General features: G+C 68.0%; 23 protein-coding genes and 1 pseudogene. 14 read left to right on the forward strand and 10 right to left on the reverse strand.

Annotation, left to right across the window (positions count from 1 at the left end; translation table 11 throughout):
• The first annotated feature begins 84 nt into the window (after nucleotides 1-84).
• The 3 genes from ABZ783_RS22900 to ABZ783_RS22910 all read left to right on the forward strand — a co-directional run bounded on the left by ABZ783_RS22900 (nucleotide 85) and on the right by ABZ783_RS22910 (nucleotide 2,512).
• The gene (locus tag ABZ783_RS22900; protein ID WP_357441539.1) at nucleotides 85-648 is read left to right on the forward strand and encodes a DUF3995 domain-containing protein; all 564 of its coding nucleotides are present in this window, start codon (nucleotides 85-87) and stop codon (nucleotides 646-648) included.
• Between the two features lie 101 nt (nucleotides 649-749).
• Nucleotides 750-1,835: an ATP-binding protein gene (locus ABZ783_RS22905; RefSeq protein ID WP_357441542.1), complete on the forward strand. Its 1,086-nt coding sequence runs from the start codon at nucleotides 750-752 to the stop codon at nucleotides 1,833-1,835.
• On the forward strand, nucleotides 1,832-2,512 hold the full coding sequence (locus tag ABZ783_RS22910) for a response regulator transcription factor (RefSeq protein ID WP_357441544.1): 681 nt from the start codon (nucleotides 1,832-1,834) through the stop codon (nucleotides 2,510-2,512). The genes ABZ783_RS22905 and ABZ783_RS22910 overlap by 4 nt, the downstream gene beginning before the upstream one ends.
• Before the next feature lie 69 nt (nucleotides 2,513-2,581).
• Here the strand turns inward: ABZ783_RS22910 and ABZ783_RS22915 are convergent, their stop codons facing one another.
• Entirely contained in the window at nucleotides 2,582-3,364 is a 783-nt protein-coding gene (locus tag ABZ783_RS22915; protein WP_357441546.1) for an AfsR/SARP family transcriptional regulator, read from the reverse strand.
• Between the two features lie 326 nt (nucleotides 3,365-3,690).
• Nucleotides 3,691-4,203 carry a hypothetical protein gene (locus tag ABZ783_RS22920; protein WP_357441548.1) on the reverse strand — a complete coding sequence of 171 codons (513 nt, stop codon included), beginning with the start codon at nucleotides 4,201-4,203 and terminating at the stop codon, nucleotides 3,691-3,693.
• 217 nt (nucleotides 4,204-4,420) lie between these two features.
• Here ABZ783_RS22920 and ABZ783_RS22925 point away from each other — a divergent pair, with 217 nt between their 5' ends.
• Nucleotides 4,421-4,924, forward strand: coding sequence for an O-acetyl-ADP-ribose deacetylase (locus ABZ783_RS22925; RefSeq protein ID WP_357441549.1), 504 nt, complete (start codon nucleotides 4,421-4,423; stop codon nucleotides 4,922-4,924).
• Between the two features lie 75 nt (nucleotides 4,925-4,999).
• Here ABZ783_RS22925 and ABZ783_RS22930 read toward each other — a convergent pair whose 3' ends face one another.
• A complete protein-coding gene (locus ABZ783_RS22930; protein WP_357441552.1) occupies nucleotides 5,000-5,698 on the reverse strand; it encodes a carbonic anhydrase in 699 nt (232 codons plus the stop codon).
• A gap of 175 nt (nucleotides 5,699-5,873) precedes the next feature.
• Between ABZ783_RS22930 and ABZ783_RS22935 the strand changes: the two genes are divergently transcribed.
• A complete protein-coding gene (locus tag ABZ783_RS22935; protein WP_357441554.1) occupies nucleotides 5,874-6,482 on the forward strand; it encodes a hypothetical protein in 609 nt (202 codons plus the stop codon).
• A 171-nt stretch (nucleotides 6,483-6,653) separates the two neighbouring features.
• Here ABZ783_RS22935 and ABZ783_RS22940 read toward each other — a convergent pair whose 3' ends face one another.
• Nucleotides 6,654-7,664 carry a hypothetical protein gene (locus ABZ783_RS22940; protein ID WP_357441556.1) on the reverse strand — a complete coding sequence of 337 codons (1,011 nt, stop codon included), beginning with the start codon at nucleotides 7,662-7,664 and terminating at the stop codon, nucleotides 6,654-6,656.
• A 306-nt stretch (nucleotides 7,665-7,970) separates the two neighbouring features.
• On the opposite strand from ABZ783_RS22940, the gene ABZ783_RS22945 reads away from it, so the two are divergent.
• From ABZ783_RS22945 to ABZ783_RS22955, 3 genes are all read left to right on the forward strand, one after another.
• Nucleotides 7,971-8,396 carry a hypothetical protein gene (locus ABZ783_RS22945; protein ID WP_357441557.1) on the forward strand — a complete coding sequence of 142 codons (426 nt, stop codon included), beginning with the start codon at nucleotides 7,971-7,973 and terminating at the stop codon, nucleotides 8,394-8,396.
• Between the two features lie 173 nt (nucleotides 8,397-8,569).
• A complete protein-coding gene (locus ABZ783_RS22950) occupies nucleotides 8,570-9,073 on the forward strand; it encodes a SigE family RNA polymerase sigma factor (protein WP_357441558.1) in 504 nt (167 codons plus the stop codon).
• The gene (locus tag ABZ783_RS22955; RefSeq protein WP_357441560.1) at nucleotides 9,070-10,449 is read left to right on the forward strand and encodes a hypothetical protein; all 1,380 of its coding nucleotides are present in this window, start codon (nucleotides 9,070-9,072) and stop codon (nucleotides 10,447-10,449) included. Before ABZ783_RS22950 ends, ABZ783_RS22955 begins: the two co-directional genes overlap by 4 nt.
• Before the next feature lie 222 nt (nucleotides 10,450-10,671).
• Here ABZ783_RS22955 and ABZ783_RS22960 read toward each other — a convergent pair whose 3' ends face one another.
• Nucleotides 10,672-13,611, reverse strand: a complete 2,940-nt coding sequence (locus ABZ783_RS22960; protein ID WP_357441562.1) for a hypothetical protein — start codon at nucleotides 13,609-13,611, stop codon at nucleotides 10,672-10,674.
• Between the two features lie 221 nt (nucleotides 13,612-13,832).
• Here ABZ783_RS22960 and ABZ783_RS22965 point away from each other — a divergent pair, with 221 nt between their 5' ends.
• Nucleotides 13,833-14,081, forward strand: a complete 249-nt coding sequence (locus ABZ783_RS22965) for a hypothetical protein (protein WP_357441564.1) — start codon at nucleotides 13,833-13,835, stop codon at nucleotides 14,079-14,081.
• Between the two features lie 698 nt (nucleotides 14,082-14,779).
• Nucleotides 14,780-15,502: a hypothetical protein gene (locus ABZ783_RS22970; RefSeq protein ID WP_357441566.1), complete on the forward strand. Its 723-nt coding sequence runs from the start codon at nucleotides 14,780-14,782 to the stop codon at nucleotides 15,500-15,502.
• Nucleotides 15,503-15,726: 224 nt separating this feature from the next.
• On the opposite strand, the gene ABZ783_RS22975 is transcribed toward ABZ783_RS22970, so the two are convergent.
• The 4 genes from ABZ783_RS22975 to ABZ783_RS22990 are packed head-to-tail and all read right to left on the reverse strand — an operon-like array spanning nucleotide 15,727 to nucleotide 20,658.
• Nucleotides 15,727-17,232, reverse strand: a complete 1,506-nt coding sequence (locus ABZ783_RS22975) for an ATP-binding cassette domain-containing protein (protein WP_357441568.1) — start codon at nucleotides 17,230-17,232, stop codon at nucleotides 15,727-15,729.
• A complete protein-coding gene (locus ABZ783_RS22980) occupies nucleotides 17,229-18,068 on the reverse strand; it encodes an ABC transporter permease (RefSeq protein ID WP_357441570.1) in 840 nt (279 codons plus the stop codon). Before ABZ783_RS22980 ends, ABZ783_RS22975 begins: the two co-directional genes overlap by 4 nt.
• Nucleotides 18,065-19,102: an ABC transporter permease gene (locus tag ABZ783_RS22985; RefSeq protein ID WP_357441572.1), complete on the reverse strand. Its 1,038-nt coding sequence runs from the start codon at nucleotides 19,100-19,102 to the stop codon at nucleotides 18,065-18,067. Before ABZ783_RS22985 ends, ABZ783_RS22980 begins: the two co-directional genes overlap by 4 nt.
• Nucleotides 19,099-20,658, reverse strand: coding sequence for an ABC transporter substrate-binding protein (locus ABZ783_RS22990; RefSeq protein ID WP_357441574.1), 1,560 nt, complete (start codon nucleotides 20,656-20,658; stop codon nucleotides 19,099-19,101). Before ABZ783_RS22990 ends, ABZ783_RS22985 begins: the two co-directional genes overlap by 4 nt.
• Nucleotides 20,659-20,815: 157 nt before the next feature.
• On the opposite strand from ABZ783_RS22990, the pseudogene ABZ783_RS22995 reads away from it, so the two are divergent.
• From ABZ783_RS22995 to ABZ783_RS23010, 4 genes and pseudogenes are all read left to right on the forward strand, one after another.
• A pseudogene (locus tag ABZ783_RS22995) lies at nucleotides 20,816-21,114 on the forward strand (site-specific integrase); the annotation flags it as partial.
• Nucleotides 21,115-21,603: 489 nt separating this feature from the next.
• Nucleotides 21,604-22,713, forward strand: coding sequence for a hypothetical protein (locus ABZ783_RS23000; protein WP_357441576.1), 1,110 nt, complete (start codon nucleotides 21,604-21,606; stop codon nucleotides 22,711-22,713).
• 208 nt (nucleotides 22,714-22,921) lie between these two features.
• Entirely contained in the window at nucleotides 22,922-24,031 is a 1,110-nt protein-coding gene (locus ABZ783_RS23005) for a DUF5677 domain-containing protein (RefSeq protein WP_357441578.1), read from the forward strand.
• Between the two features lie 79 nt (nucleotides 24,032-24,110).
• Nucleotides 24,111-24,875 carry a hypothetical protein gene (locus ABZ783_RS23010; protein ID WP_357441580.1) on the forward strand — a complete coding sequence of 255 codons (765 nt, stop codon included), beginning with the start codon at nucleotides 24,111-24,113 and terminating at the stop codon, nucleotides 24,873-24,875.
• A gap of 349 nt (nucleotides 24,876-25,224) precedes the next feature.
• Here ABZ783_RS23010 and ABZ783_RS23015 read toward each other — a convergent pair whose 3' ends face one another.
• On the reverse strand, nucleotides 25,225-26,031 hold the full coding sequence (locus tag ABZ783_RS23015) for a hypothetical protein (RefSeq protein WP_357441581.1): 807 nt from the start codon (nucleotides 26,029-26,031) through the stop codon (nucleotides 25,225-25,227).
• Nucleotides 26,032-26,049: the final 18 nt, after the last annotated feature.

Consider the following 26,049-nt stretch of genomic DNA (forward strand, 5'->3'; position numbering starts at 1 on the left):
AAGCCTTGCCACGGAAGGCGGACGCGGCCGCACCGACGTCCACCGATACGATGCCGATCGACGAACCCGACCACGGGAGGACCGGTGACCCGGAGCACCGCAGCCAGCACCGACGGCCAGCGCAGCGGCGGTTCCGCCGATCCGGCGCGGCGGGCCGGTGGACGAGCTGATCCCTGGGCCGCGTACGGCGCCTGCGTCTGGTCCGTGCTGTTCGCCGCGCTCAGCTTCTACTGGGCGGCCGGGGGTCGGGTCGGCACCGGCACCATCGGCCCGGCCGTCGAAGGCCCGGCACTGGCCCGGGAGCCCGGTTTCGTGGCCCTGCTGTGGGCCACCGCGGTGCTCAAGCTGGTCGCCGCGGCGCTCGCCCTGGCGCTCGTCGACGGGCGTCCCCGCTGGCTGCCGCGCTGGATGCTGCTGCTCGCCGGCTGGGGCGCCGCCGCCCTGCTGTCCCTGTATGGTGTGGCGAACCTGGCGCAACACCTGCTGATCGTGGCGGGGTTGGTCGAGGTCCCGGCCGGGCTTGGCCGGGCGGCACTGCCCTGGCACCTGCTGCTTTGGGATCCGGTGTGGCTCTCCGGTGGTCTGCTGTTCACCCTGGCGGCAATCCGCTACTCGAGGCTTAGCATACGAACTCTACGGCACAAATAGGTAAACTAGTTCGATCATGTGTCACAAGACCTTGCCCATCCGGTGCGAAACAATGGAGACTTGCCGTTCGCGGGGACAGTTCGGCGAAAGGTAAGAGACCAATGGATCCAAGCGCGCTCGCCACGGGATTCTTTATCGCGAGCGCGTTCCAGGCCCGCCACGACACGGTTTTGGACACTTTCCGTAAGCGTCTGATCGGGGCCTGCGGCCCGATTGGCATCGAGGAAACGCTTCTCAACCAGGCAATTATCCAGGCCCGGCAGGTGCTGGCCGACGTCACTGAGAGCATCCGAACTGGACAGATCCAGGTCGACGAGACGGCGATCGCCCTCGCCTGGCAGGCCGGCGCGGCCCGCGCCATGGGCAACCTGCACCCGGTCGAGTCCCTGCGGGCCGCGACCGAACTGTTCGATCCGGTGCTCGACGCGGTGATCGAGACCGCCGCCGGCCAGCCGGACGCCGCCTGCATCGTCCGGACCGCCACCCAGGCCCTGCAGCGCAGCGTCATGACCCGCGTCCGCTGGGCTTCCGAGGCGTACGTCGGGTTCCTGCTCGACCGGGTCCAGCAGGCGCAGCTCGCCGAACGGCGCCGGATAGCCCGCGAACTGCACGACCGCGTCGGCGGATCAGCCAGCGTCGTGACCCGCAACCTGGAACTGGCCAAGGCGTACGCGGACACCGACCAGGACCGGTCGCACGACAAGGTCGACGTCGCCTATCGGGCCAGCGTGCAGACCCTGGAGGCGGTCCGGGGGGTGGCCACCGACCTGCGGCTGGAGTCCAAGTTCGACAACCTGGAGCAGGCCCTGCGCGGCTTCCTCGACGTCATGGGCGAGGGCAACGCGGCGGTCGACCTCGCGGTCAGCGGGGACGAGGCCTGGATCCCCGCCGAGGTGCTGGCCGAGGTCTTCCTGGTGGTCCGCGAGGCGCTGCGCAACGCCTTCCGCCACTCCGAGGCGCAGACCATCCTGAGCCACGTGGACATCGCGCCGCACGAGATCCGGGTCTGGGTCAGCGACGACGGCGTGGGCTTCGACCCCGACCACGGCGGCTGCACCGGCGGCAGCGGGCTGGCCTCCATGGGCGAACGGGTCGAACTGCTCGGTGGCAAGCTCTTCCTGCACAGTTCGCCAGGTCGCGGCACCCGGGTCGAGGCCTTCATCCCACTCTCAGGGACCTCGCGATGACATCGTCCGGCCAGCCTCCCGCGCCCACCAGGATCCTCCTCGTCGACGACCACGCGCTGTTCCGGCACGGCCTGCGCGAGCTGCTGTCGATGGAGCCGGACCTGACCGTGGTCGGCGAGGCCAGCACCGGGGCCGAGGCGGTGGCCTTCGCCGCCGCGCACCGGCCCGACGTGATGCTGCTCGACGTCGGCATCCCCGGCGACCACGCCGCCACCACCATCGCCCGCACCCTGGCGGCGGCGCCTGCCACCCGCATCGTCATCCTGAGCATGTTCGACGAGCCCACCGTGGTGCGGGAGCTGCTCGGCGCCGGAGCCCGCGCGTACCTGCTGAAGAGCGTGACCCGCGACGACCTGGTCGCCACGCTGCGCAGCGTGCGCACCGACGCCGGCCGGATCATGCTGTCGATCTCGCGGGAGAGTTTCGAGCAGGTCAGCGACGCCGGCGCGCGGATCCTGTCCGACCGCGAGGTGGAGATCGTCAGCCTGGTCGCGCAGGCCTACAGCAATTCGCAGATCGCCCGGCGGCTGGACATCACCGAGGGCACGGTCAAGCGGCACCTGCGCAACGTGTTCACCAAGCTGGGCGCGGTGTCCCGGATCGACGCGGTGAACAAGGCCATCGCCATGAACCTGGTCAGCCCGGAGAAGCCGGCCGTCCCGCGGCCACGTGGGTGACCGCAGGCGGCGACTGACGCCGTCGGCGCCCTCGATCCGCATCCGGGACCGAGGGCGCCTGCCCGGCGGTCAGCCGGCGGCGACGAGGAGCCGGGCGGGGCTGCCGTTCAGCACCTGCCGCTGGAGTTCCTGCAGCTCGGGCGTCGGTTCCAGGCCCAGTTCGTCGGAGAGGGTCTGCCGCAGGCTCCGGTACGCGTGCAGCGCCTCGGCCCGCCGGCCGCACCGGTTCAGCGCGGTGATCAGCTGGGCGTGGAACCATTCGTTGAACGGGTGCGCCGCGACCAGGGCCCGCAGCTCGGTGATCAGTTCCCGGTAGCGACCCAGCCGGGCGTCCGCCTCGATGCGCAGCTCCAGCGCCCGCATCCGCAGCTCGGCAAGGTGCGCGAGTTCGGCGGCCATCCAGTCCTCGACGTTGACGTCGTCGAGCACCGGCCCCCGCCACAGGGACAGGGCGGTACGCAGGCGCTGCGCCGCCTCCGCCGCCTGCCCGGCGTCCAGCAACGCGCCGCCCTCCTCGCACAGGCGGGCGAATACGGTCGCGTCGAGCTGCTCCTCGCCGAGTGACAGCAGATATCCCGTCGGCCGGGTGATCAGCAGCTGGTCGGCGGAGCCGGCCACGCCCACCCGCTCGAAGAGCGCCCGGAGCTGGTAGACGTACGTCTGGGTGGTGGTGGCGGCGCTCCGGGGTGGCCGGTTGCCCCACAGCCAGTCGAAGATGGCGTCCTGGCTCACCGTCTGATTGGCCCGGAGCAGCAGCAGCGCGAGGACCGCACGGACCTTCGGCGCGGTGGGGGTGCAATCCACGCCGTGGTGTCGGACTTCCAGGCTGCCGAGGATGTTGAAGCGGAGCATTTTGTACCCTCTTCTCTACGCATCTGACGTAGACGCTAACTGCCCGTGAGCCCGTCTCAAGCCCTTCTGCGTCCAAGGTGAACGTACCCGCTACTCATCGGACCTCATCGATACCACTTTGGTGGTACGCCACCACCCCCCTAAAGGCCTTGACTTTTCCGGCATCGAAGGCGCTGGGTGTGCAGGACAGTTTCACAAACAGTTCCCGAGCAGGCCGCCGGGCGTCGACAACGGATACCCGCAGCCGGGGGAATGCGATTGCGATTCGCGTTCACTCCCATTTCACCGACGCGCCCGCCGCCAACCGGCGCCCGCACATCCACGGTTCACTCCGCCTGGGCAGACCGCTCGGCGAGAGCCTTGATGGTGAGCAACTGCTTGCGGCCCATGAGCGCGTCACCGACCGCCAGCGCCGCCCGCCGAGCCTGCTCGAAGACGGTGGTGGCACCGACGTCGAGCCGCCCGACCAGCCGGGTGCCACCCGCGGCCGGCGTCACCCGGTAACTGACCGCCACCTCGCCGTAGCTGCGCCGGTGCCGCTGGGCGATCATCCCAGTGAGATGCCCGTCCGGAACGAACTCGACCACTTCGAAGATCAGGAACTTCTGACCCAGCGCCAACTCCTCGGCGCCCGGGGTGAGGGTCCGGGGACTGCGCCGGCCCAGGTTGTCGACCAGGTCGTAGCTGTACGGCGCGACCTTGAGTTGACACAGCCACCGGTACACCAGCGGGACGGGCGCCGCCACGTCGACGGCCCGGACGAACGAGCGGAACGGCACCGTCATGTGGCGGTCGCACGGATAGTCGGCCGCCACCTCCTCCGGGGTGGCATTCCACACCCGGGGGTCCCACCGCCGGAGTCTCTCTCGCAGCACAGCTGATCGCCTCTATCCCACCGGCCTGGCCGCACCATCGCCGGTCGTTGGTCGGATGATCCTGGAAGCATCGACCTGACCACGACCGGGTCGAGGCAGCATCGACGACCGGTCGCACGCCGGCGGCGGCAACAAGCTGGTGAGCCGCACACCAGGGAGCGCCGGGTGGCATCATCGGCCCATGCCTGTGGTCGAAGTTGTGCTCGGTGACATCACCCGCGAGCGCGTCGACGCCATCGTCACCGCGGCGAACAAGTCGCTGCTGGGCGGCGGCGGGGTGGACGGGGCGATCCATCGGGCGGCCGGGCCGCGACTGGCCCGGGCAGGTGCCGCGCTGGCACCCTGCGCGCCGGGCGACGCGGTGGCCACGCCCGCGTTCGACCTGGACCCACCGGTACGCCATGTCATCCACACGGTCGGTCCGGTGTGGGAAGGTGGCGACCACGGCGAGGCCGACATCCTGGCGTCGTGCTACCGGCGCAGCCTCGAGGTCGCCGACCAGATCGGCGCCCGCAGCGTGGCCTTCCCCGCCATCGCCACCGGCGTCTACGGGTTCCCCGCCGACCAGGCGGCGACAATCGCGGCCTCGACCATCCGGGCAACCCCGACGACGGTCGAGCAGGTCCGCCTCGTCGCCTTCGACCAAGCCACGTACGACCTGCTGACCGCCGCGCTGCACGGCTGACGTCGGCACGGTCGCCACGAGCAGCCCCGCCCGGAGGCACGTCTCACGCCCCCGGGCGTCGCGGCTGGGTTCGGGTCAGTCCACGAGCGTGACGTGGCCGGTGTCGAGGTCGTACCGGCCGCCCACCACGCGCAGCACACCCTGGTGCACCCGCTCGGCGATGATCGGGCTGCGCTCGACCAACCCCCGCACCTGCGCCCGGACATTCGCCCGCACGGCGTTGTCGACCGGGTCCCCCGGCTGCTCGAGAACCGGCGCCACGATGGGACGCAGGGCCTCCACGATCATGCCGATGTGGCCCGGCGCCGTGCCGCCGGAGCGGATGGCGTCGATGGTGGCCGTGATAGCCCCACAGCGCTCGTGCCCGAGGACGATGATCAGCGGGCTGTGGAACTCCTCGACCGCGAACTCCACGCTGCCCAGCAGCAGGTCGTCGACGATGTTCCCGGCCACCCGGTTGTCGAACAGGTCGCCCAGGCCTTGGTCGAACAGCACTTCCGGGGCCACCCGGGAGTCGGCGCAGCCGACGGTGACGGCGAACGGGTGCTGGCCCGCGGCCAGCCGATGCAGGTCGTCGAGGCTCTGGTGAGGGTGCCGGCCGTGCCCGGTGACGAACCGGTGGTTGCCGCGCAGCAGGCGGCGCAGGGCCTCGTCCGGCGTGACGGCGGGCTCCTCAGCCGGCGCGGCGACGGCGGGTTGAGCGGCCGCCGCGGCGACGACCGCGGCGCCACCGGTCGCGAGCAGCGACCGGCGGGAGAGACGAGAGAGCTTCACGGTGATCTCCTGGAGGTAGGCGTCAGCTATTTCCTACCACCGCCGTCCACAGTGTCCAGTGTGTCGCGGAGCACCTCAGACGAGACGGCCCGGTGGTCGGCATCGCCAGTCGAGCGACGCCGAGGATGAGGAGCACCAACACCATCTCTGCGGCCCAGCCACCTACGATCACGCCATGACGGAGGCCGCGATCGGTTTTGGCTACAAGCTTCAGTGGCTCGCGGTGCGTGGCCAGGGAGTTGCTGATGTCGCCGCGGCGCTGCGCCTCAGCCGTCCCGCTCCGTCCACCTGGCGTGCGGCGGTGGCTGCTGCCTATGACGGGCCCGGCCGCTGGCTTCTCACACCACCGCTCGATGGCTGGACGCTCGCCGCTTCGCGGGATGTTCCCGCTCCCGAGGACGACCGGTTCGCCGCCTGGCTGGCGGGGCTGAGCCGCCTCCTCGGTGAGGTGCAGTACTTCGGAACTCATCGCGTTGTCGAATATCACGGATGGGGTCGCGCCCGCGACGGGGTCGTGGAGCGAGCATTCGCCTACCTCGGCGAGCGCGGTGAGGTGCTGTTTCAGGTAGGAGATCCGACAGCGGACGAGCAGGCCCTCGGAGTCGGGACCGCCCACGGCGAGGACCAACCGTGGCCCGAGGGCGACGATGAGTCTTGGCCGTGGCCCGATGAGGAAACCGTACTCACACTTGCGGGGCGATGGAGCATCGACCCCCGGGACCTGGAGGGTGCCACGGTTCCCGGGCATCCCTGGATCGCCTCGACGGTCCAGACACTTCGATAGTCACTCGCACCCGCCGTCATTCGGTCAGGCACTCAAGCCGATGATCGCTGCACGCACCGCAGCACGACCAGCAGGGCCGCGATGTCGAGGATCATGGCCACCCGTGTCTGCGGCCCGGAGCCACCCACCGCCCACCCGGTGAGCTCCGGTAGCCCTATCCTCGCTTGGCCGTCAGGTCGGTAGGGCGTCACCGATCGGATCGCGCAGTGAGGTCGGGGAGAGCAACGGCCGGAGTGGGCCGTCGTCGACAATCCCCGGCAACCGCCGGGCCACCCCGGCGAGCAGGTCGGCGACCTGGACGCGCGGATCGTCCCGGGAGTCAACCATCACCAACCCGGCCAGCGGCGACCCTTCGGCCGGCGACAGTCCGGCGCTGTCGGCCAGCACCTGCTGCAGGCGGCGCAACCGGTCGGCCGTGAGGGCGCTCTGCTCGTCGTGGATCACCAGCACCCGCCGCCCCCCGCCGCTCCAGAACAGGACGGTCTCGGCCAGCGCCGGCAGCATCGGCTCCAGCGGTGGCGGGATCGACCGGTCGTTGCCGTGCAGCCGGGCCTGGACGTTGGCCACCCGGGTCCGGTCCAGTCCGAGAAGGATGGCCTCGGCCGGCGCGCCCAGCGCGTGTCGTAGCAGCACATCCCGTGCCTGGAAAAACCGTTCCACGCTGCGGTGATCCGGCCGGTCTCGCCGTTTGGTCCGGAGCATCTCGACGAAGGCCGCTAGGAAGACCCCCCAATCGGAGCCGGCCGAGCGCCTGGCCCGATACAACGCGAGGGCCGCCGAACGGTGTTCCTGGGTCAGGCGGGTACCGGCCGCGTACGACGGCTCGGTCAGCAGCAGGTCGACGATGCGGGTGACGAGGAAGTACTGCTTGTCGACCAGGTGGACGTGTGCCCGGCCGCGCAGCGCCGCCAGGAACCACTCCAGCACCTCACCCGCTTCGGGCCGGCGGAGGAACTGCCGGGACTTCAACTCGTTCGGCGAGAACCGGAAACCGGACCGCAGTGTCGCGATCAGCCCCGCCGCCTCCTCGCCACACAGATCGACACTCGCGTGGGTGATCACCGGGGTGGCGGGATCAAGCAGATTGGTGCCGGAGAACCCTGACTCGTCACAGGCGACCTCCACGACCGTGCCAGCCACCGCGTCCACCGGCGGCAGCCCACCCTGAAGCGGCAACCTCATGCCCGGTCCCTTGCCATGCCGACCATGGTCGCCGACCCATCCCGATCGGGCCACCTAGTTAGGCTCCACGGGCACAGGCGCTGCATCAACGGCGGGGCTTTGCGGTGACACTCAGTTAGTAACCAGCTATGGAAAGGGGGCATATCCATCGGTGGGTGTGCCCTCCCATGCTGTGTCGGGACGGCCGGATTCGCTGCCCTGGGCTAGCCAAGTCGCCCGATGCCCACGCCCCGACCGCCTGCGCTGCACGGCAATTTTCATGGCGCTGAGCGATTGGCTGTTGTGGCCGACAGCGAAGGAGGTCTCATGGGCTACAGCTTCGAGTCAGATGCCTATCAGTTCCATCTGAACATCGCTGGCATGGCCTTCTGCCGCGACGGTATGCGCCGGACGGGCATGACCTACCAGGCAACCGCGCAACCCTTCCCTGCCTGGCCGTTCGATGACATCGACGACTGGCGGTCTGCGGATCAGAGCCGGCGTGACGCATACAACGAGGCCGAACGGGCGGCGTCGGCCCAGACGGTCGCTGGAATGGGTGGCATCCCGGAGTTCAAGCTGACGAGTAACGGCCCGTGGCTGGTAGGTGCGCGAGAGATCGAGCAAGCGCTGAACCTCTACCAGGCTTCATCACCCAGCCTGCGGGCGGAGTTGGAGGGGGATGGCCTGTGGGTGGCCTGGCTCGACTGGCTGAGGCGGACCGTTAGCCACGGCGGCTTCACCGTAGGGTGACCGGTCCGCCATTCCTAGATCGTCTAGCCGGACGTGTCACGCACGTCCCGAGACGATCTGTCGTGCAGGTCCTGAGACCCGGCATGGGACATGGCGTGGTGCTTGCATTCCCGCCGCGCCCGGCCTCAACCATCGCGGCGACGGGAGGCGTTCTAACGTGCGAGGGGGTGGGCATGACCGAGACGTTCCATCAGTTCGTGGTGCACCGGTCGCCGGCGCTGTCCCGGAGGGCCTACCTGCTCACCGGTGATCATCAGCTTGCCGAGGATTTGTTGCAGACCGCCCTGGCCCGGACGTACCGGCATTGGCGGCGGATCCACGGCGGCGACCCCGAAGCGTACGTGCGGCGGGTCATGTACCACCAGCAGGTCTCCTGGTGGCGTCGCCGACGGCTGGCCGAGCGGCTGGAGTCGCAGCCCACCGACCGGGCCGGTGACGACCACTCAGACGCTACGGCGCTGCGGCTGAGCCTCGCGGCTGCGCTGCGTCAGCTCACTCCGCGCCAGCGTGCCGTGGTCGTGCTGCGGTTCTACGAAGACCTGACCGAGTCGCAGGTCGCCGAGGTGCTCGGCTGCTCGGTCGGCACGGTCAAGCGGCACAGCCACGACGCCGTTCGCCGGCTACGCGCCATCGCCCCCGACCTGGTCGACCGGACGGCGGAAAGGAGCCCACGATGACTACTCGACTTCGCGAGATGCTGCACACCGCCGCGGCCGACGTCCCCGCCTACCCGGTCTACGAGCAGGCGCTCGCCACGGCCCGCCGTCACCGCCGCCGTACCGTGCTCGCGGCCGGGGCGGCGCTGGTGCTGGTCGCGCTGGCCGGGGCGGTGCTGCCGCTGGCCCGTACCCCCGCGGTCGGCCCGGCGGCCGGCGCGGACGCCGCGCTGCCCGACCGGGTCGGTCTGCCGCCCCTCGGCAGCCTGCACGCGACCGACTGGCCGCGGCTCGGTCCCGCCTCGGTGATCTTCACAGGCCAGGCTCCGGGTCTGGAGTACGGCGACGAGGGCAGCATCGTCGTGGTCGTCGGTGCGGACTCCGATCGTTACCGGATCATCAAGGGCGGAAGAGAGGCGCACGCCGGTGGGGACACGATCTTGTCCCCCGACGGTCGTCGGGTCGCCTTCACCTCGGGGTCCCGGGTGGAGATCGTCGACCTGGTCACCGGACGCAGCCGTACCGTGTCCAGCGGCGTCCCCGACACGGTGCTGACCGGACCGGCCGGCTGGTCGCCGGACGGCCGGGCGCTGCTCATCGGGGACGCCGTGCCGGCCAACCCGGAGCGCAGCGCCTACCGGAGAGTGCTGAGCATCGTCTGGCTGGACGGCAATCGCCGGACCCGGCTGGCCGACGAGTCCGATGGCATCGCCTGGCCGGCATTCGCCCCGGACGGCGCACGGCTCGCCTTCCAGACCGGACGGACGGTCACCGTCACCGACCTGGACGGCCGGCGGCTCTCCTCGTTCAGCCTCGCACCCGAGACGGAACTGGCCGGCAAGGGTGCCTGGAGCACCGACGGCCGGACGCTGACGGTCACCCGGCGGGACGGCGACAGCTGGAGTCTGCGACAGATCGACCCGGCCACCGGCCGGGACCTCGGCGCGATGGACACCCCCGCCGTCTCCGGGGTGACCGCCATCCGGCTGCTCGGGTGGGCAGCGGACGGATCCGCGCGGGTCGTCGCCTACCACCCTGCACCCCACGCGCCGGCCGCGTTCGACGTCCCCCTAGAGATGGATCAGCGACTTGCGTACGGCAACGTCGGGACCGTCCGGGTGCTGGCCCTCGGCCGGGGCGCAGAGGTTCCCACCACCCTGCTCACCGCTCCACAAGACGTCGTCTCGATCGACGTTTCCAACGACGTGATCCGCAGCGGCCGCACCCGCGGCGCAAGCCCGCCGCACGGGGTGGGTCCACGATTCTGGTATTGGACGGTCCTCATCACCGTCCTGGTGGCCGGTATCGCGGCGTACCGCAATCGCGAAGGGCTGGCGCTCTGGTTCCACAACCGGCAGGCCAGGCAAGCACGTCGACGGGGTGGGCGATCCTCATGATCGGAGCCGAGTCTGCCGCAACCGACCCGGCAAGTCTCATTAGCGACCCACAGGAACAGACACGCCCAATGCTGCACAACGGAGTGGAACCACTACCGACGGCAATGTCTCCACTCCGTTGTCAATGTGCCTCGCACCCCGGCGGCCGCTGACCCCGAGTCGAGGCATCCTGCCACCGCGCATGCCCTCTCGTGCGCGCGCTGAACTTCCGGTTCACACGCGTCACACGATGGAGATCGACCGCACCTGGGTGTTGCCCTTCGTGTCGACGTATACCTTGTAATCGCCGACGGTGTAGGTGCCAGCAGCGTTGTTGTCGATGGTGAACGTGGCCGTCACAGGAGACTCGCTGCCGTCGATGTGGGTCTGCGTCACCGTGATGGTCAACTCATTCGTGTCGCCCGTCAGCTTCTTCACCACCGCCGACGGCTTCGCATCGATGACCGCGTTGGCGACTGTCACGTAGACCGCGTCGGGCGAAGAGAACTCCGCGTTCTTCTGCCCATCGCCGAACACGAAGAAGCCCCGTTGTTCGATGGCCCCGCGCCCGGGGAACGGATCCGGGTTTGAGGCCAAGTACGACGGATTGACCGTGTACAGGTCCGTCTTGGAATCCGCGAGGATGGCCTGCACCCCGGTGTACGGGGCATCGGTGACCGCGAGGTTGACCGACAGGTAGATGGCGTTGGGGTTGTTGGCCGAGATGCGCGAGGAGAAGAACTTGTCCGCACTCTGCCCGGCAGGAACGGCCAGCGGCACAACGGTGTCGCCGACGAGAATGTTGAACTGGAAGTCGCCGTAGCCGCCGGCGACGAACTTCGCCCAAGCCGCGTCCGACATGTAGTCGGGGCGCTCCACCTTGAACTCCAGACGCATTGGCGCCACGTACGTGGAGTTCAGGTACTCGGTGTCGGTCAGGGGCAAGTAGACCCCTCCCGGGGCGTGCCCCAGTTCGAAAGCCGATGCCGTCGGGGTCGAGTTGCCGCGCCCGTTCCACATCGGGATGTTGAACGAGGTGGCGCCGAGCAGGGCCTGGGAGCCCAACTGGCTCGTGCCGACCGCGGCCGACGCGTCCTTGTAGGTTCCGATCGTGACGTCGAGCAGGTCGAGGTCCGCCCGGTCGGCGTTCAGCCCCGGGATGTTTGCCCACATGAACTTGGCACCGGCTGGCCCGGAGTACCGGGCCATCTCCAGCATGCCATCGGCCATGATCTTGGTCATCTGCACCGCCGAGTCGACCTTCATCCGCTCGTTGGCCGTGTGCCACCAGCGCTCGTTACCCGGGATGACGGCGCCGAAGGCGGTCATCTTGTTGCGGAAGCTGCTGGCCAGGGTGCCGCCGGTCGTGCCCTGCGGATAGACCACGTCCCTGAGGGAGTATGGATCCGCAAACCCCTCCGGGTTGCGGTTGATCGAGGCTTGGTAGCTCCCGAACTGAAGAGCCGTCAGCGGGTTGTCGTGAGTGACGTACAACCCGGCGCCGACGGGCGAGCCGAGGTTGCCGATGGTGAACCCCTTGGCCTGGAAGGCGGCCGTGACCGCCGTCGTTGCCTGGCTGGAGTCAGCCGCGGTGACGTGCATGCTGCGCACATACATCGGCATGCTGAGGATGCCGGAGGCGTCCGTGTAAAAGCTCGTCGGCGTCTCCGAGTTGATGCCTCCCATGAGGGCAAAGGTCAGGTTCGGGGTGCCGTTGCTCGGGTTGCGCAACAGGCTCGCCGGGATGCCCATGTACTTGCCGATATAGGCTTCGCCTTCGACACCGTCACGGAAGAACAGGTCGGCGATGCCGTCGGCGGCCTTCTTCAATTGCATGTCGGCGGCCGTGGTTCCCAGTGCGCCGAGTCCCTTGGCGAGGAGGAACATTCCCCACACGACGGCATTCTTGCCGTACTGCGGGGTCGGCATCTCCATCGCCACATCGGTGTTGATCTCCAGCGTGAGCGAGTCGCCGGTGATCGTGGTCTGCACCTTGGGCGTGGTGCGGGGAGCGGCCGGGAGCCAACCCTTCGTGGTCGCAGCAGCGGTGATCGCCGCTACGAATCGGTCGCGCTCGGCGGAGCCGGCCCCCGCCACGTCGAGGGTGAAAATGGCCCGCGAGGCGATCTGCGTGGTGCTGCCGTAGGCGATGTCCTTGAGCGTCGGGTCGCCTTCGCGCAGGGTGACGCCGGCTGTGGCATTCGTCAGCCGGAAGGCCTTGGTGCTGTCTGCGGCCAAGCTCATCGACACCGGCGGGGTCACCGCTCCGGAGTTGCCGACGATGACCGGGAACCGCGAGTCGGAGGTGTAGGCCGCGATCGGGATCTCTTCCCGGTTGAGGTTCTTGTAGGCCCAGTTGTCGTAGAAGCTCGGGTTCGAGTTGTACGGGATGGACTGGAAGGTGGCGGTGTTCGTCGTCGAGGGCGTGCCGGGACCGCCGTCTTCGTAGATTCCCATGACGATGCGGATGCGTCGGTCGAGGGGCAACCCCGCCTCGAGCAGCGCCTTGGCCGCGAGCAGCGTCGCCAGCGTCGGGCCGCTGTCGTCCTGGATGCCCGCCCCGTAGACCCAGCCGTCCTGGACATAGGGCGAGTGGTACGCACCAGGAGTGCCGAGGTTGCCATCGGCGTCCCGCCAGCGCGCCAGCTGGGCTGGCGAAACGGAGGCCGTCGGCGAGTCGAGGTGGCTCAACGCCATGACCATCTCCGGGGCGTCCGGGTCACCGATCTCTGCGTAGACGTACTTGTCGGGCTGGCGTTGGACGACCACCGGGAAACCCAGGTCGGTGGCCAGCTTGACCACCCAGGCGAGCTTGGCGACCTTGCGGTCGTACTCGTACTGGTTGGCCGCGGTGTTGCTGACCGGGAAGGGGTACGCCGTGGCGGCCGTGCCGCCTCTGGAGATGGAGTCGTAGCTCGACCCGTCCAGCATCGCCCCGACCAGACTGAGCGGGTCGTAGGTGCCGTCCCCCGCCCGCGCGCTCTTGACCCGTCCAGCCAACGCCTCGACTTCCGCGTGGATCGCGTCGCGCTCGGCGTCGGTCACCGACAGATCGTAGGTGACACTCGGCTGGAAGCGCTCCTCGCCGACGCTGGCCGCGGACGCGTTGGGCGTGGGCGCAACGGTCGCCGCGAGGGTCGCGGCGAGCAGGACGGAGAAGGTGATCGTCCGTCTGTCTCTCATAGAAGCTCCAGAACAGGGGGATGACACGGTGGGGTCAGCACACGCCAGCCGTGCCGCCAGCGGCCGACCGGGCGGGTTTTCTTGAGGATGATCTGAGAATCGGCCCGTGCCGTCAGCTCGGCCGCAGCCGGTAGCCCACCCCGCGTACGGTCTCCACCAGGCCGGCGTCATCGAGCTTGCAACGCAGAAAGCCTATGATCAGGAACTTCGGGACCGGTCGAATGAACTTCTTCACCGGCCTGACCGGTTGGGAGTTCGGCGTTCAGCTCGTGCTCCAGCCGGACTCGAACCTTGTGGTGTACACGGAGGACAGTCGCGCGGTCTGGGCGACCGGGATCCGTTGCAACAACGCCGCCGGTCAGGGTTCAGTCCTAGCGTTGCAGAACGACGGGAACATGGTCGTCTACTGCACGCCCGGCTGGGGATATCCGCAGATCGTCTGCGTAGCCTGGACGAGCGGCATCACCTGAGGCGTGTCCTCCTGAGCGCGGTCTCCCGCCACACGCCAAACGTGGCAACCTGGCCTGTGGACCGACAGCGGAAGTCGCGTTCGCCACCGCGGTTGGCGAGGCCGTGGCGGCGTCAAAGCCAGTCGACGCTGCGCCCACGCAGGGCGCTGCGCGTGGATCTCGGGGTCGAGGGTCGGTGGTCAGCCGTCCTTCGGCCCCTTTTCGCACCGGCAGGCGGCCTGGAGTCGAACGAGAGCGGAACGGTGGCGGGCCCCGCTGCGGGGCGCGGCAGAACGCGGGCCGGCCCCTACCCCACAGTGCCTGTTCACGCCAAGATCCTCGGCGCCCTCCATGACGCCGAATAAACACCCTGCCCGATACGTCGAGGCTGGCGGTGGCCAGCACGCACCAATCGTCCTCAACGGCGGGCGCGGGCAGGTTCGGCACGTCGGCCGACGTCAAGGGCCTTGGTGAAGCGGGTCGGTGACCTGACCCCGCCCGGCCAGCTCCTGCTGCTTCCGGTTGGCTTCGTTGGTGCAGAACAGGCCGACCGCCACCAGCAAGCAATGCTCAAGACCTGTGGATCGGCCGGGAGGGGCGTACCTTCCCGGTGATCGATTCGTATAGGCCTCTAGCATGGCCGACGTTGGCGCGTCGACGCGCGCGCGCAAAGGCACGCCCGGGTTGGCCCTGCGCTGCCGAACCCGAGGAGGCCGGGCATGACCGACATCGCTGGACAGCAGCGCCGGCCCGCGTACGCCGTGAACGTCGCCGCCGCCGCGGCCGCACTGGGACTGCTGGCCTTCGCCGCCGACTCCGTCGACGGTGTTGCCGGCCACGTGATGGTCGCGCTGACCTCCAGCGGATTCGCCTGGGGGCTGGCCGCCGTCCTGGCCGGCCGGTACGCGGATACCACGCGGCGGGCCGTCACGGGCGCCACCGGCCTGCTGGTCCTGGCCACCGTGTTGTACTACCTACTCATCCTGCTGGTTAGCCGCCGGTGGAGCGGTGCCACCTTGGCGGACGGCAGTTCGGCCAATATGGCCGGACTGCGCTCCGTCGCGGTAATGACTGCGGTGTGGCTGGCCGGGTCGCTGCTCACCGGCCCGCTGCTCGGACTGCTCGGTTACGCAGTACGCGCCAACACCACCCGCCGCGCCGCCCTCGCCGCCGGTATCGCATGCGGGCTGCTATCCGCCGAGGGCTGGCACGCGATCGTGCAGGCGCCGCCTTGGCGCCTGCTCGCCCTTGGTGATCCATTCTTCTACGGCGTCGCGTTCGGCGAGATCGTGCGAGTGGTGCTGCCGCTGGCTGCTCTGGCGTGGCTGGTCGCGGCACACCGTCTCGGCCGGGCCTGGCCGATGCTGCTCGCCGCCACCGCCGCAGCCGCCACGGCCGGCACCCTGCTGTGGTACGCCTTGGGGCTGGTCCAGGGTGCTTGACTTGCAGCCCGCTCCGGCCCGTACGGCTGTAAAAACCGACCACGACGAGGCCCCTAGAGCTGCTGAAGGCCGCAGCCCGAAAGCCTTCCACGACGTCGTCACCCTATTACCCACCGCAACCGCTGACGCAGTCGACGCTGCCGAGCCAGCAGACGGCCTGGCCAGTTCGTTCGGATGTACCGGCCAGGCCGTCAAGGTCACAGCGGGCCCCAACCGAGGGCCAGTCACCTGAACACGCGACCAGCCGCTGTCGTGCTGATGGACGATCCGGCCGGTTCGGCCTGGGCCGGCGGGGTGCGCTCGGGCCGTGCGGTGGCCACTGCCAAGACCTGGTCGGCGACGGTGTCTGCGAGGGCCCGATCGTGGGTGACCAGCACCAGGGCGCAGCGGGACCGTTCGACCTGGTCCATAAGGCAGCACATTGTTTCTTCCTGGGTCACGGGGTCCAGGCGTGATGTCGGCTCGTCGGCGAAGATCAGCAGCGGGTCCAGGAGCATGGCGCGGATGATCGCTAGGCGCTGCAGTTCGCCGCCGGAGACCTGGCCGGGCCTGCGCTTCAGTAGACCCTCGTGCAGGCGCATCGCCGCCATCAGCGACGGGAGGCGCTCTGGCGCGGGCCGGTGCCGGCGTACCACGTCCGCCAGCGCCGCCTCGATGGGTACGCGGGCGGGGAATGCCACGGCGGGGTCCTGGTACAGCTTCTGCAGGCGTCCGCCGGCAAGTTCCTCGGCGTGCCGGACGCTGCCGGTGTCGGGGTGGAGCAGACGCAGCAGGATGTTGCCCAGGGTCGTCTTGCCCGAGCCGCTCGGACCGGAAAGGCCCAGCCGGTCCCCCGGGTGGATGGTGAGCGACACGTCGGAAAACAACGTCCGGCCGGCGAAGCCCTTGGTGACCCGGTCGGCCTGTACGAGCGGCGGCGCTGCGGGCTCCACGGTCCGCTCCTGCGTCCCGCTCCCCCGTCCGCGTACCCACGGATGTTGCCACCGGCCGGGCTCGGCGGCCAGCAGCCGCCGGGTGTAGGAGTGCGACGGCGTGGTGAGCACCTGGTGGGCGGGCCCGCGCTCGACGATGCCGGCCTTCCGCATCACCAGGACGTCGCCGCCCAGGTCACGGCCCAGGTCGAGGTCGTGGGTGATCGTGAGCAGGATCCCGCCGGCTGCCACGTGCCGGTGCAGCAGCGCAGCGAGGTCGTTGCGTGCCTGGTCGTCGAGCCCCTTGGACGGTTCGTCGGCGATGAGCATTCGGGCTCCCCCGATGGTCGCCGCAGCGAAGGCGACCCGCTGGGCCATTCCGCCGGAGAGGGTGTGCGGGTAGCTTCGTCCCGCGCCTGCCACACCGAGTTCCTCGAGCACCTTCTCGGCGGCGCGGTAGGCGGACCGCCGGTCCGACCAGAATTCGGCGGAGCCCTCGGCGACCTGTCCGCGCACGCGCATGGTGGGGTCGAGCGCCAGCACCGGTTCCTGCGGCAGCAGCGCCATCACGCGGCCCCACAGGCCCCGGCGGGCCCGCCGCTCGGCCACGTCGTAGCTGGTTCCCTCGACGACCACGCGGCCACGTGCCTCCAGGCTCGCGGCGAGGGTTCCCATGACGGCGTGCGCGAGCAGCGACTTGCCAGAGCCGCTCTCGCCGACGATCGTCACCGCCCGGCCGGGCTCGAGCCGCAGGTCAGCGACGTCCAGCAGGATCCGACCGGCGTGGGTGACGACCAGGTCCTGTACGTGCACGGTCATGACGTGCTCTCCTTGCTCCGCAGGCCCAGGAGCCCGACCAGGACCGTAACGAGGACAAGCGCCGGTGCCAGCGACATCCACGGTGCCTCGTCGTAGAACGGAAACGCCTCGGTGACCATGAGGCCGAGTTCGGGGGTCGGCGGCGCGACGCCGACGCCGACGAAGCCGAGGGTGGACAGGGCCAGCACCGAGGTCCCGATGCCGAACGTGGCCATGGTGGTCAGCAGCGGGCCGAGGTCGGGCCACAGGTGGCGGCGCAGCACGTGCACTGCGCCCAGTCGCAGGAGTTGTGCCGCCTCCACGGCCGGTCCGCTCAGCAACAGGGCACTGCGCGCCCGCACGACGCGGAAGTACTCGACCCACTGCGCCAGCGCGAGGCCGGCGTACAGCGCCCACAACTCGCCGCCGGACATCGCGGACACGATGAGGACTATCAGCAGTGCGGGGAGCGCCACGAACGCCTCGGACATGCCGTGCAGCACGGTGTCGACGATGCCGCCTCGCCAGGCGGCGAGGATGCCGGCCAGCGTCCCCGCGGTGATGGCCGTCGCCACGCAGGCGACCGCCATCACCAGGGACAGCCGGGTGGCTGACGCGAGCCTCCCCGCGACGCTTCGTCCGAGGTGGTCGCGCCCCAGAGGCTCGGCCAGGCTGGGCGGCTCCAGGAAGCGCGTCAGGTCCTGCGCGGCTGGGTCCGGCCACACCCACGCCCCGATCACGGCGAACAGGCCCAGAAGCATCAGCGCTGCCGCGGCGCACCGTTGCGCCGGTGAGAGCCGGCGCAGCCGCTGCCCTGCCCGCCGGCGGACCGATGTGGTCATCGTGGTGGTACTCACGAGGCCACCTGCCGCCGTCGCGGGCGTGGATCGAGGGCGAGGCCCGCCACGTCGACGACCGTGTTGATCAACACGACGAGCAGGGCGAGCGCCACAGCGGCCGCCTGGATGACGGGCACGTCCCGCCAAAAGACCGCGTGGACCAGGGTGTGCCCAAGTCCGGGCCAGGCGAACAGGCTCTCCACCACGACGACCCCTTCGATCAGGATCAGCGCCTGCGCGCCCACGTAGGCGGCGAGGGTGACGCCGGCGTTGCGCAGCACGTGCCGGGCCAGGACGGCTCGGCCGCGAAGCCCCTTGGTCTCGGCGAAGGCGATGAAGTCCGAGCTGCGCAACTGCGCCACGGTGTCGCGGGTGACCCGGGCGAACAGCCCGGACAGCCCCACCGCCAGGGCCGCCGCGGGCAGGACGACGTTGGCCGCGCCGCCGTGCCCGACGGCCGGGAGCCAACCGAGATGCACGGAGAAGAGCATGATGAGCAGCAGCCCGAGCAGGAACGGCGGCAGCGCGCGGGCGCCTGCAACCCAGACCGTGGTCAGCCGGTCGAGCGGGCCACCGGGACGCCAGGCGGCGGCCACCCCCACCGGCGCGCCGACGGCGACCGCGAGGGCGAGCGCCGTGGCGGCCAACTGCAGGCTGCTGGTCACCGGCAGCAGCAACTCGTGCGCCACCGAGCCGCCGGTCACCAGGGACGTGCCGAGGTCGAACTGCGCGAGGTCAGCCCACCAGCGAGCCAACTGCTGCCACCCCGGGGCGTCGAGACCGAGGTCGGCGCGCACGGCGTCGGCTGACGCGGCCGTGACCCGGTCGTAGCCGTAACGGCCGGCGGCGATCCGGAACGCGATGTCCCCTGGCAGGTTCTGCACGATGGCGAAGCACGCCGTTGACACCAGCAGCGTGACCGAGACCGCCTGCAGGGCCCGCTGTGCCAGCACCCGGGCGACGGGAGGGGTGGTGCGCCTGCGTCCGACCGCCGGTCTGCGGACCGCCAGTTCGACCTCGTCGGTGGCGACCGGTGGCGGTGCGGGCGTCACGACGACCACCTCAGCTTGTCGAGCAGCCAGGAACGCTCGAGCGGGTCGAGAGTGAACCCGTCGACGCGGTCGCTGACCACCGCGCTCTGGCGGTACCAGGCCACCGGGATGACGGGCAGCTCGCTCTGCAGGATGCCGGAGATCTTCTCGCGTCCGGCCGCCGCCGCGGCGGGGTCGGTGCCGTCGGCGAGGGCACCCAGCGTGCGGGTGAGTTCGGCATTGCTCCACCCCATGGCGCCCCAGTCCGCGCCCTGGGGACCGTAGTCGGTGCGGAGGGTGACCAACGGGTCGGGGACGAGCGCGAAGTTTCGGGCGTACAGGCCCAGTTCCATCGTGCCGTCCTGGTGGCCGGCGGGGATTTCACTGGAGTTGCCCACCTGCACGTTCACGCGGATGCCGACCTCCTTCAGCGCGGCCTGCACGGCGGTGGCCAGGATCGGCAGCTCCGGGCGGTCGGGAAAGGTACGCAGCGAGATCTCGAACCGCTTGCCGTCGCGGGTCAGGATTCCGTCGGTTCCCGGCGCCCACCCTGCCTCGGCGAGCAGGTTGCGAGCCTGTCCGGGGTCGTACGCGAGCGGCGGCACGGAGTCCTGGTGCCACTCCGGGAGGGAGGGCGGGAAGAGCTGGGTCGCGGCCATCTCGGGGTCGCGCAGCAGGGCCGTCGCCATCGCCTTGCGATCCAGGGACGCGCTGATCGCGCGCCGCACCCGTAGGTCGCCGAGCACCTCGTGCCCGGCGTTCGCCTTGAGCAGGATCGTGCGCGGAAGCGTGACCGACGAGATCTCGACGCCGGCGGCCCGCTGGATTCGCTGCCGGCTGACCGGGTCGATGCCGAAGGTCACCTCGGCCTGCCCGCTCTCAGCCATCAGCGTGCGCGTCTCGGCGCGACCGACGGCCTGGTACGAGATGCGCTTGATGTTCGGCTTCTCGCCGTTCCACCGCTCGAACGCCACCACCTCGAGTTTCGATGGCTGCTCGATCCGCTCCACCCGGTACGGTCCGGTGCCGATCACCTTCCCGACCTTGCCGTCCGCGAGGTAGGAGGCCGGCGCGAGCACCTGCGTGCTGGCGTGCGCGAGGACAGCCGGGAGCGGAGCGTACGGCCGTTCGAGCTGGACCCGCACCTCCCCGCCGTCGGCCGTGATCGCAGCCACCGGCGCCTCACCCCACGGCGTCCCAGGCTCGTCGCGGGCAGTCTTGAGCGAGGCGGCGACCGCCTCGGCGGTGACCTTCGTGCCGTCGTGGAAGACCGCGTCCGGGCGCAGCACGAACGTCCACGCCCGCTGGTCGCCCGACACCCGCCACCCGGTTGCGAGTCCCGGCCGCAGGACACCCTGTCCATCGGCGTCCACCAGGGTCTCGGCCACCTGCAGCCGGGTGAAGAAGCCGTCGCTCCGCGACGGCTCAAGGCTGTGCAGTTCGAACGGGCCGACGACGCGGAGCAGCTCCGCTCCGCCACGAGGCTGTCGCCCGCCCTCGGGCGGTCCGCTGCAGGCCACCAGCACCGCTGAAACCGCCATTGCCACGCCCAAGGCCGCCAGCCTGCGCCACATCATGTTGATCTCCTCCCGCATGTGCAGCCCACAGGCTAAGTGGTGATCGTTTTCATTCTCAAGTTGCCATGAATGCACCAACCCGCGCCGCCGCCCCGCCTGCCCGGGGACGAAGGCATTCGGCGAGAGGGGACCCGATGGGGGTAGGTAGGTCACGGCCGAGGCGTGGCACGACACCGGCATGTCTTCACGACCCGCTACGGGCTGCCGGTCGAGCCGCGGCACTTCAACCGCTCCTACGACAGCCGCATCGGCCACGCCGGCGTCCCTAAGATCACCGTTCACGACGCCCGACGCACCTGCGGTTCTCTGCTGGTCGACCTGGACGTGCATCCCCGGATCGCGATGGCGATCCTCAGACACGGAGACTTCTCGATCACGATGGAGATCTACAGCCAGGTCTCGTCCAAGACCACCCGCGAAGCCCTACGGAAGCTCGGCGAAAGCCTCGATCAATGAGCCGTTGCTGTACATGGCTGCTGTACAAGATCAGAAAAGGCCATCCGGAAGATTCCGAATGGCCTTTGACCTGCGTCGGGACGGCCGGATTTGAACCGACGACCCCTTGACCCCCAGGACGCTTCGCCACACGTCCACGCACGTCACACACGCTATCCCCAAGATCACGCCGTGTGATCGACGGCATGCCGACCATCATCGCGCACACCGTGTGGTCCCCACCTGGTCCCCAGAGCGCTGACACGCTTGGCGATCGCAGCACGCGGATCAGGAAGCGTGGACACGGCCGGAAGCTGCTCGGCAGTGAGCTGCCCTCACCTGCCCCGCTACGCTCGCTGTCAGTCCAGGACCTGGCCGCCGTTGTCCCCTGTTTCCCATCCCAACGGGCACGGCGAGCGAGGTACAAAAGAGACCAAGTCGTGCGCACCTCGAACTCCAAGCGTCGGCCAGGCGACAGCACCGTGGAGCCAGTTGGTCTAGTGTGGCGCGGTGCTGCCCAGTCTCCAGTACACCGACTTCCACAAGTTTCTCGTCAGCGTTGGCGGCGTCGCATGTGGCGTGGGAGTCGGAATACCTGTTCTTCTTCTCCGAAACCAATCAACTCTCAAGATTCCACAGAAGGAATTTCTAGAACTCAACTCTGACGCCCGTGAAGCCATCCGAGCACAACAGAGCCAAGTGGCTTTCATGCTGCATTATTGGCCATATGCATCCGCCGTGCTGGTTATCGCGGGGCTTTGTTTCATCATTTGGGGCGCGACGCTTTGGAAGCGACAGCAAAGCCGGACCGACAATCGAGAGATAGCAGAGCTTGCGAAAATCGAAGCCGAACGAGAGAAGACTTATCAGGAAACTCTCGTTCTGCTGCGCAACCACCAAGAGTCACCCGAGGTTGCGGAACTGATTCGGGAAGAGAAGGAGCAAGCCTCAGATCCGGCGGCCGATAACGAAATGCCCTCACCATTGGAGATTGCCGGGACTGACCAGCCAATGCCGGGCCCGGATAGCATATCGACCACCAAAGCAACAGCAGGTCAGCCCGTCCCCAGTCTCGGCAAAATGACGCAAATAGCGACTCAAGACATCATGCGTGCCCTGGCGTCCACGTACGGCGAAGAACTGGACGTCGTTCCTGAGATCCGAATTGGTAGCACCTATGTAGACGCAGCAGTAACCTCTCGGAATCCGCGAATACCCAACCTCTTGGTGGACGTAAGGGTGATTCGCCCTCAGCGAACCTCGGTGCGCACGCGGGTGGACGAGGCGATAGCCTGGTCGGTGCGAGTACGACGGGCCGCCAAGCTTGAATTGAAACAACCCTTCCTTCCCGTCGTCTTCTTCGTGGTTGACGCGAACGGCGGTCCCGGACAGCAAGCGCTATTCCAAATTGGCCAGCCAGACGCGAATGCCGTGGTGGCATCAAGGGTTCGGCAGGCATTAGAAGATCTGGCGGGGATCGAGATCCCGCTACTCTTAATCGTTGGCGCTCTTGATGAAATCACGCCCGAGGCGCTGAAAAGAATTCACTGGAAGGCACACACGCCCCGCGTAGTGGGCTTAACCGCCGTCTCCGCGACAGAGCAGACTGCTGCTACCTGATGTTCGCCATCACTGACTGCCGTCGGCCCGCACCCCGTGAGGCGGGCCAGGGCCAAGGCGACAAGGCGACAAGGCGACAAGGCGACAAGGCGACAAGGCGACAAGGCGACAAGGCGGATATTCCCACCTGGTCCCCCCGCGCAGACAAGCTTGGCGACAAGAGGCTGATCGGGGAAGTGTTCTCCGAGACTAGGTGTGAGGAGGCCATATGTTTCCCAAGATCGCACAACTCGGCCGCACCGTGCTTGATCAAATGCAGGCGGCTCAAGTAGACGCGCTCAACCGCGGACTGGCGGAGGCAGAGGCGGAGGCGATCGGCCTCCAGACCTTCGAGCGAGCACTGAACGAGGCAAGCGTAGAAGCAATTAGGTCGTTCGAAAAGGACAGCATCGCCTACGCGGAACAGACTCGACACGAAACAAGATCTTTTGAGAATCGGCTATATGACCGATGGCGCGTGCCACTGGACAGGTATCTCGCTCTAGTTGGTCTTGGCGTTGACTTTCTGCAACGCATCGACAACGCCAATGGGCAGGATGCCGCCGAGCGGCAGGACCACATTTTTTATGCACTTGTAGGCATCTGCGCGCGAGCATGTCGAGTGTCACACGCGGTGCACCATCTATTGTGCGGCGGATTCCCCCTCGACGCGCTTTCGCGAGCGCGAACTATCCACGAGCTTGCGGTGGCTGCACTTCTGATTTCTGATTCCGCCAACGATGCAGACAACCGAGACTTGGCGGAGCGGTTCCGCCTTCACGGACACATAAGCGCATACGGCGACGCCTTGGTGTATCAGGAGAACGCCACCTTCTTGGGATACGAGCCGTTTAGCGAGGAAGAGGTAGAACGTATGCGGGAGAAAAGAGAGGAGTTACTTACCCGCTTCGGTCGCTCTTACAAGCATGACTACGGCTGGGCGTCCAAACTTCTCGCCAAAGACCGGCCTACATTTCGAGACCTCGAAGAGAGAGCCGAGCTTTCGCGCCTACGCGGCTATTACCGATGGTCGAGCCAAGAAGTGCATTCCGGCCCTCGAAGCCTCCATTTTAATTCGATCGACTTCCGAGGTCGGGAAGTCCGCCTCGTCAACCGAACAAACCATCACCTCGCCGATCCTGCTCAGATCGCCCTTATAGCGCTTATGCAATGCTTATCGGCGCTGCTGACCTATTCGGCCATAGATCCACAGGAGCTCTTGTACATGACCACCATGAGTCATTACGTAGACGAGACATGCAACTCGTTTGCGGTAGTGCAGCAGCAAATAGACCTGGAAGAGGAAGAGTTGCTGCGCTCACGTGAAGGGAGGAACTGACACGTACGACTGCCCCTCCAATCAGGAAGCCGGGTCAAGGCCCTCAGCCGCAGCGAGAACCGGTGGACGTTTTCGGCAAATGCCACAGATTGCCGGGGCGGCGCTGGAATGCCCGGCGTTGTCAACACCAGTTGATCATCAATCCGGCTTGAGTGTTCACATGAAGAGTCTGCGCGACCAAGCCACCGACCAGTTTCAGGTTCTGGAAAGAATATACAAGGATCTCGAGCGTAGAAGCACTTACGACGATTTCTCAGGCGGCGACATCACAGTACGCGAATATGTCGACTTCAACTCAGCGTGCCTCGCTTTCATTCATCGCGTTGCAGGCGAGGGCAGTGTTTATGCACAACAGGCCGAGGGTGTCCTTAAGCGATACCCTATTGCGCATTCACATGTAGTGCCGCACTTCTACGGAATCGCGGGTGCCCTTAAGCGCGATATAGACATGGGCTTCACCCAGGATTTCGCCGAAATCGTTCACGCGGACGTATTTGCAGACTTTATGGAGATGGCCGATCACCTGCTAACGGAAGGGTACAAAGACCCGGCCGCAGTCCTGGTCGGAGGCGCACTTGAAAGCCATCTCAAGAAGCTCGCCCAAAAGCATGGCGTCGATACTGTGGAAAACATCGGAGGCAACTCAAGGCCGAAGAAGGCAGAGCGGCTGAATCAGGACCTAGCGAAAGCCGGTGCCTACAACCTGCTTCAACAGAAAACGGTGACCTCGTGGCTGGATCTACGCAACAAGGCGGCCCACGCCAACTACGGCGATTACACGCTGGATCAGGTCCGGCTCTTCTCGATGGGCGTCCAAGACTTCATCTCTCGAAACCCGGCATAGTGAGAGCGTATTGAGCGGGCCTCCTCGTCGTGCAGTGGTAGACCTTCCAACCTCCCGGACGGGACCAGGTGGAGTTGTAGGCCTTGTGGTTGCCCGGCGAGGTGATCCGCCCCCTCGCGCGTCCGGCCGGCCCGGTTGGCCGGCCGGGTGCGCCAGCATGCCGGAGCCGGGCCGACGCGGCCCGGGCCGCGTTGAGAGCAAACGACTCGGCAGGCCATCTCCGGGTGAACCCGTGAGACTTGCCCCGCGCTCACTCGGGTGCTGTCACCCGAGGTGTCACCCGTCGACTTAGCTTTGGAGCAGCTCAACGGCCATCGGGTGACACCGGTGACGGGGGTGACAGCCATCGCTACTCCGGCAAGAACTGGGCCAGCGAAGCGTCATCGTGACGCTTGGTCCGTGGGTACCGGTCCCCGTGTGGGTCGTCCGACTCGATGGACCGGACATGCGCGATCAGGCCTGCCGGACCGACCTTGTCGAGCAGGTCGAGGTATTCCGGCCAACCGTAGATCTCCATCTGGTCCACTGGCCGGGTAGCACCATCCGAGAACGCAACGGCCCGCCGCATGGCATCAGCGGGGTAGCTGGCGGTCCGTGCATACTGCGCTGCGGTCGGGTCAGCAGCCGCCACCCACCATCCATCGGGACGGTTGCGGGTCGCGGTCTGCCTCGCGACCAGCGCGGCCAGCGCGTTGGCGTGTTCAGGGGTACCGAACCGCATTCCCGCGACCGCGTCCGGCTCGGTGCCGCTGATTTCCTCGATGGACAGGTCACACGTGACTTCCGGTCCGGTGTCGAGGTCGACCACGACGCTCACGTCGGAGAGCGCCAGCGCGTCGACGCGCTCGCGCCCCACACGCAGAATGCCGACCGCAGCACAGGGCGTGCCCGGGTTAGTCAGATCGCAGGTATCAGCGTGCAACGCAGCCACAGCTGCGATTCCCTCGGCCAAGCCATCCACCACTGGCACATCCGGTGAGGCGACCAGCGCGGCCATCGTTCGGACGCCGAGCTGGCGCGCGTACCACGCCACGCCGTGGTGGCAGCCACCGAACGGGATGCCTGCCCCGTCCACGACCACCGCCAAGTCGGCAGAGGCGATCACGAAATCCTCGTTGGGGCGGCCGGGCGCGGCGTCGGTTGCGAGCGAGAACAACGGTGATGGCCTCTCTGG

This window comes from Micromonospora sp. NPDC047738, from assembly GCF_040642675.1.
Classification (GTDB): domain Bacteria; phylum Actinomycetota; class Actinomycetes; order Mycobacteriales; family Micromonosporaceae; genus Micromonospora.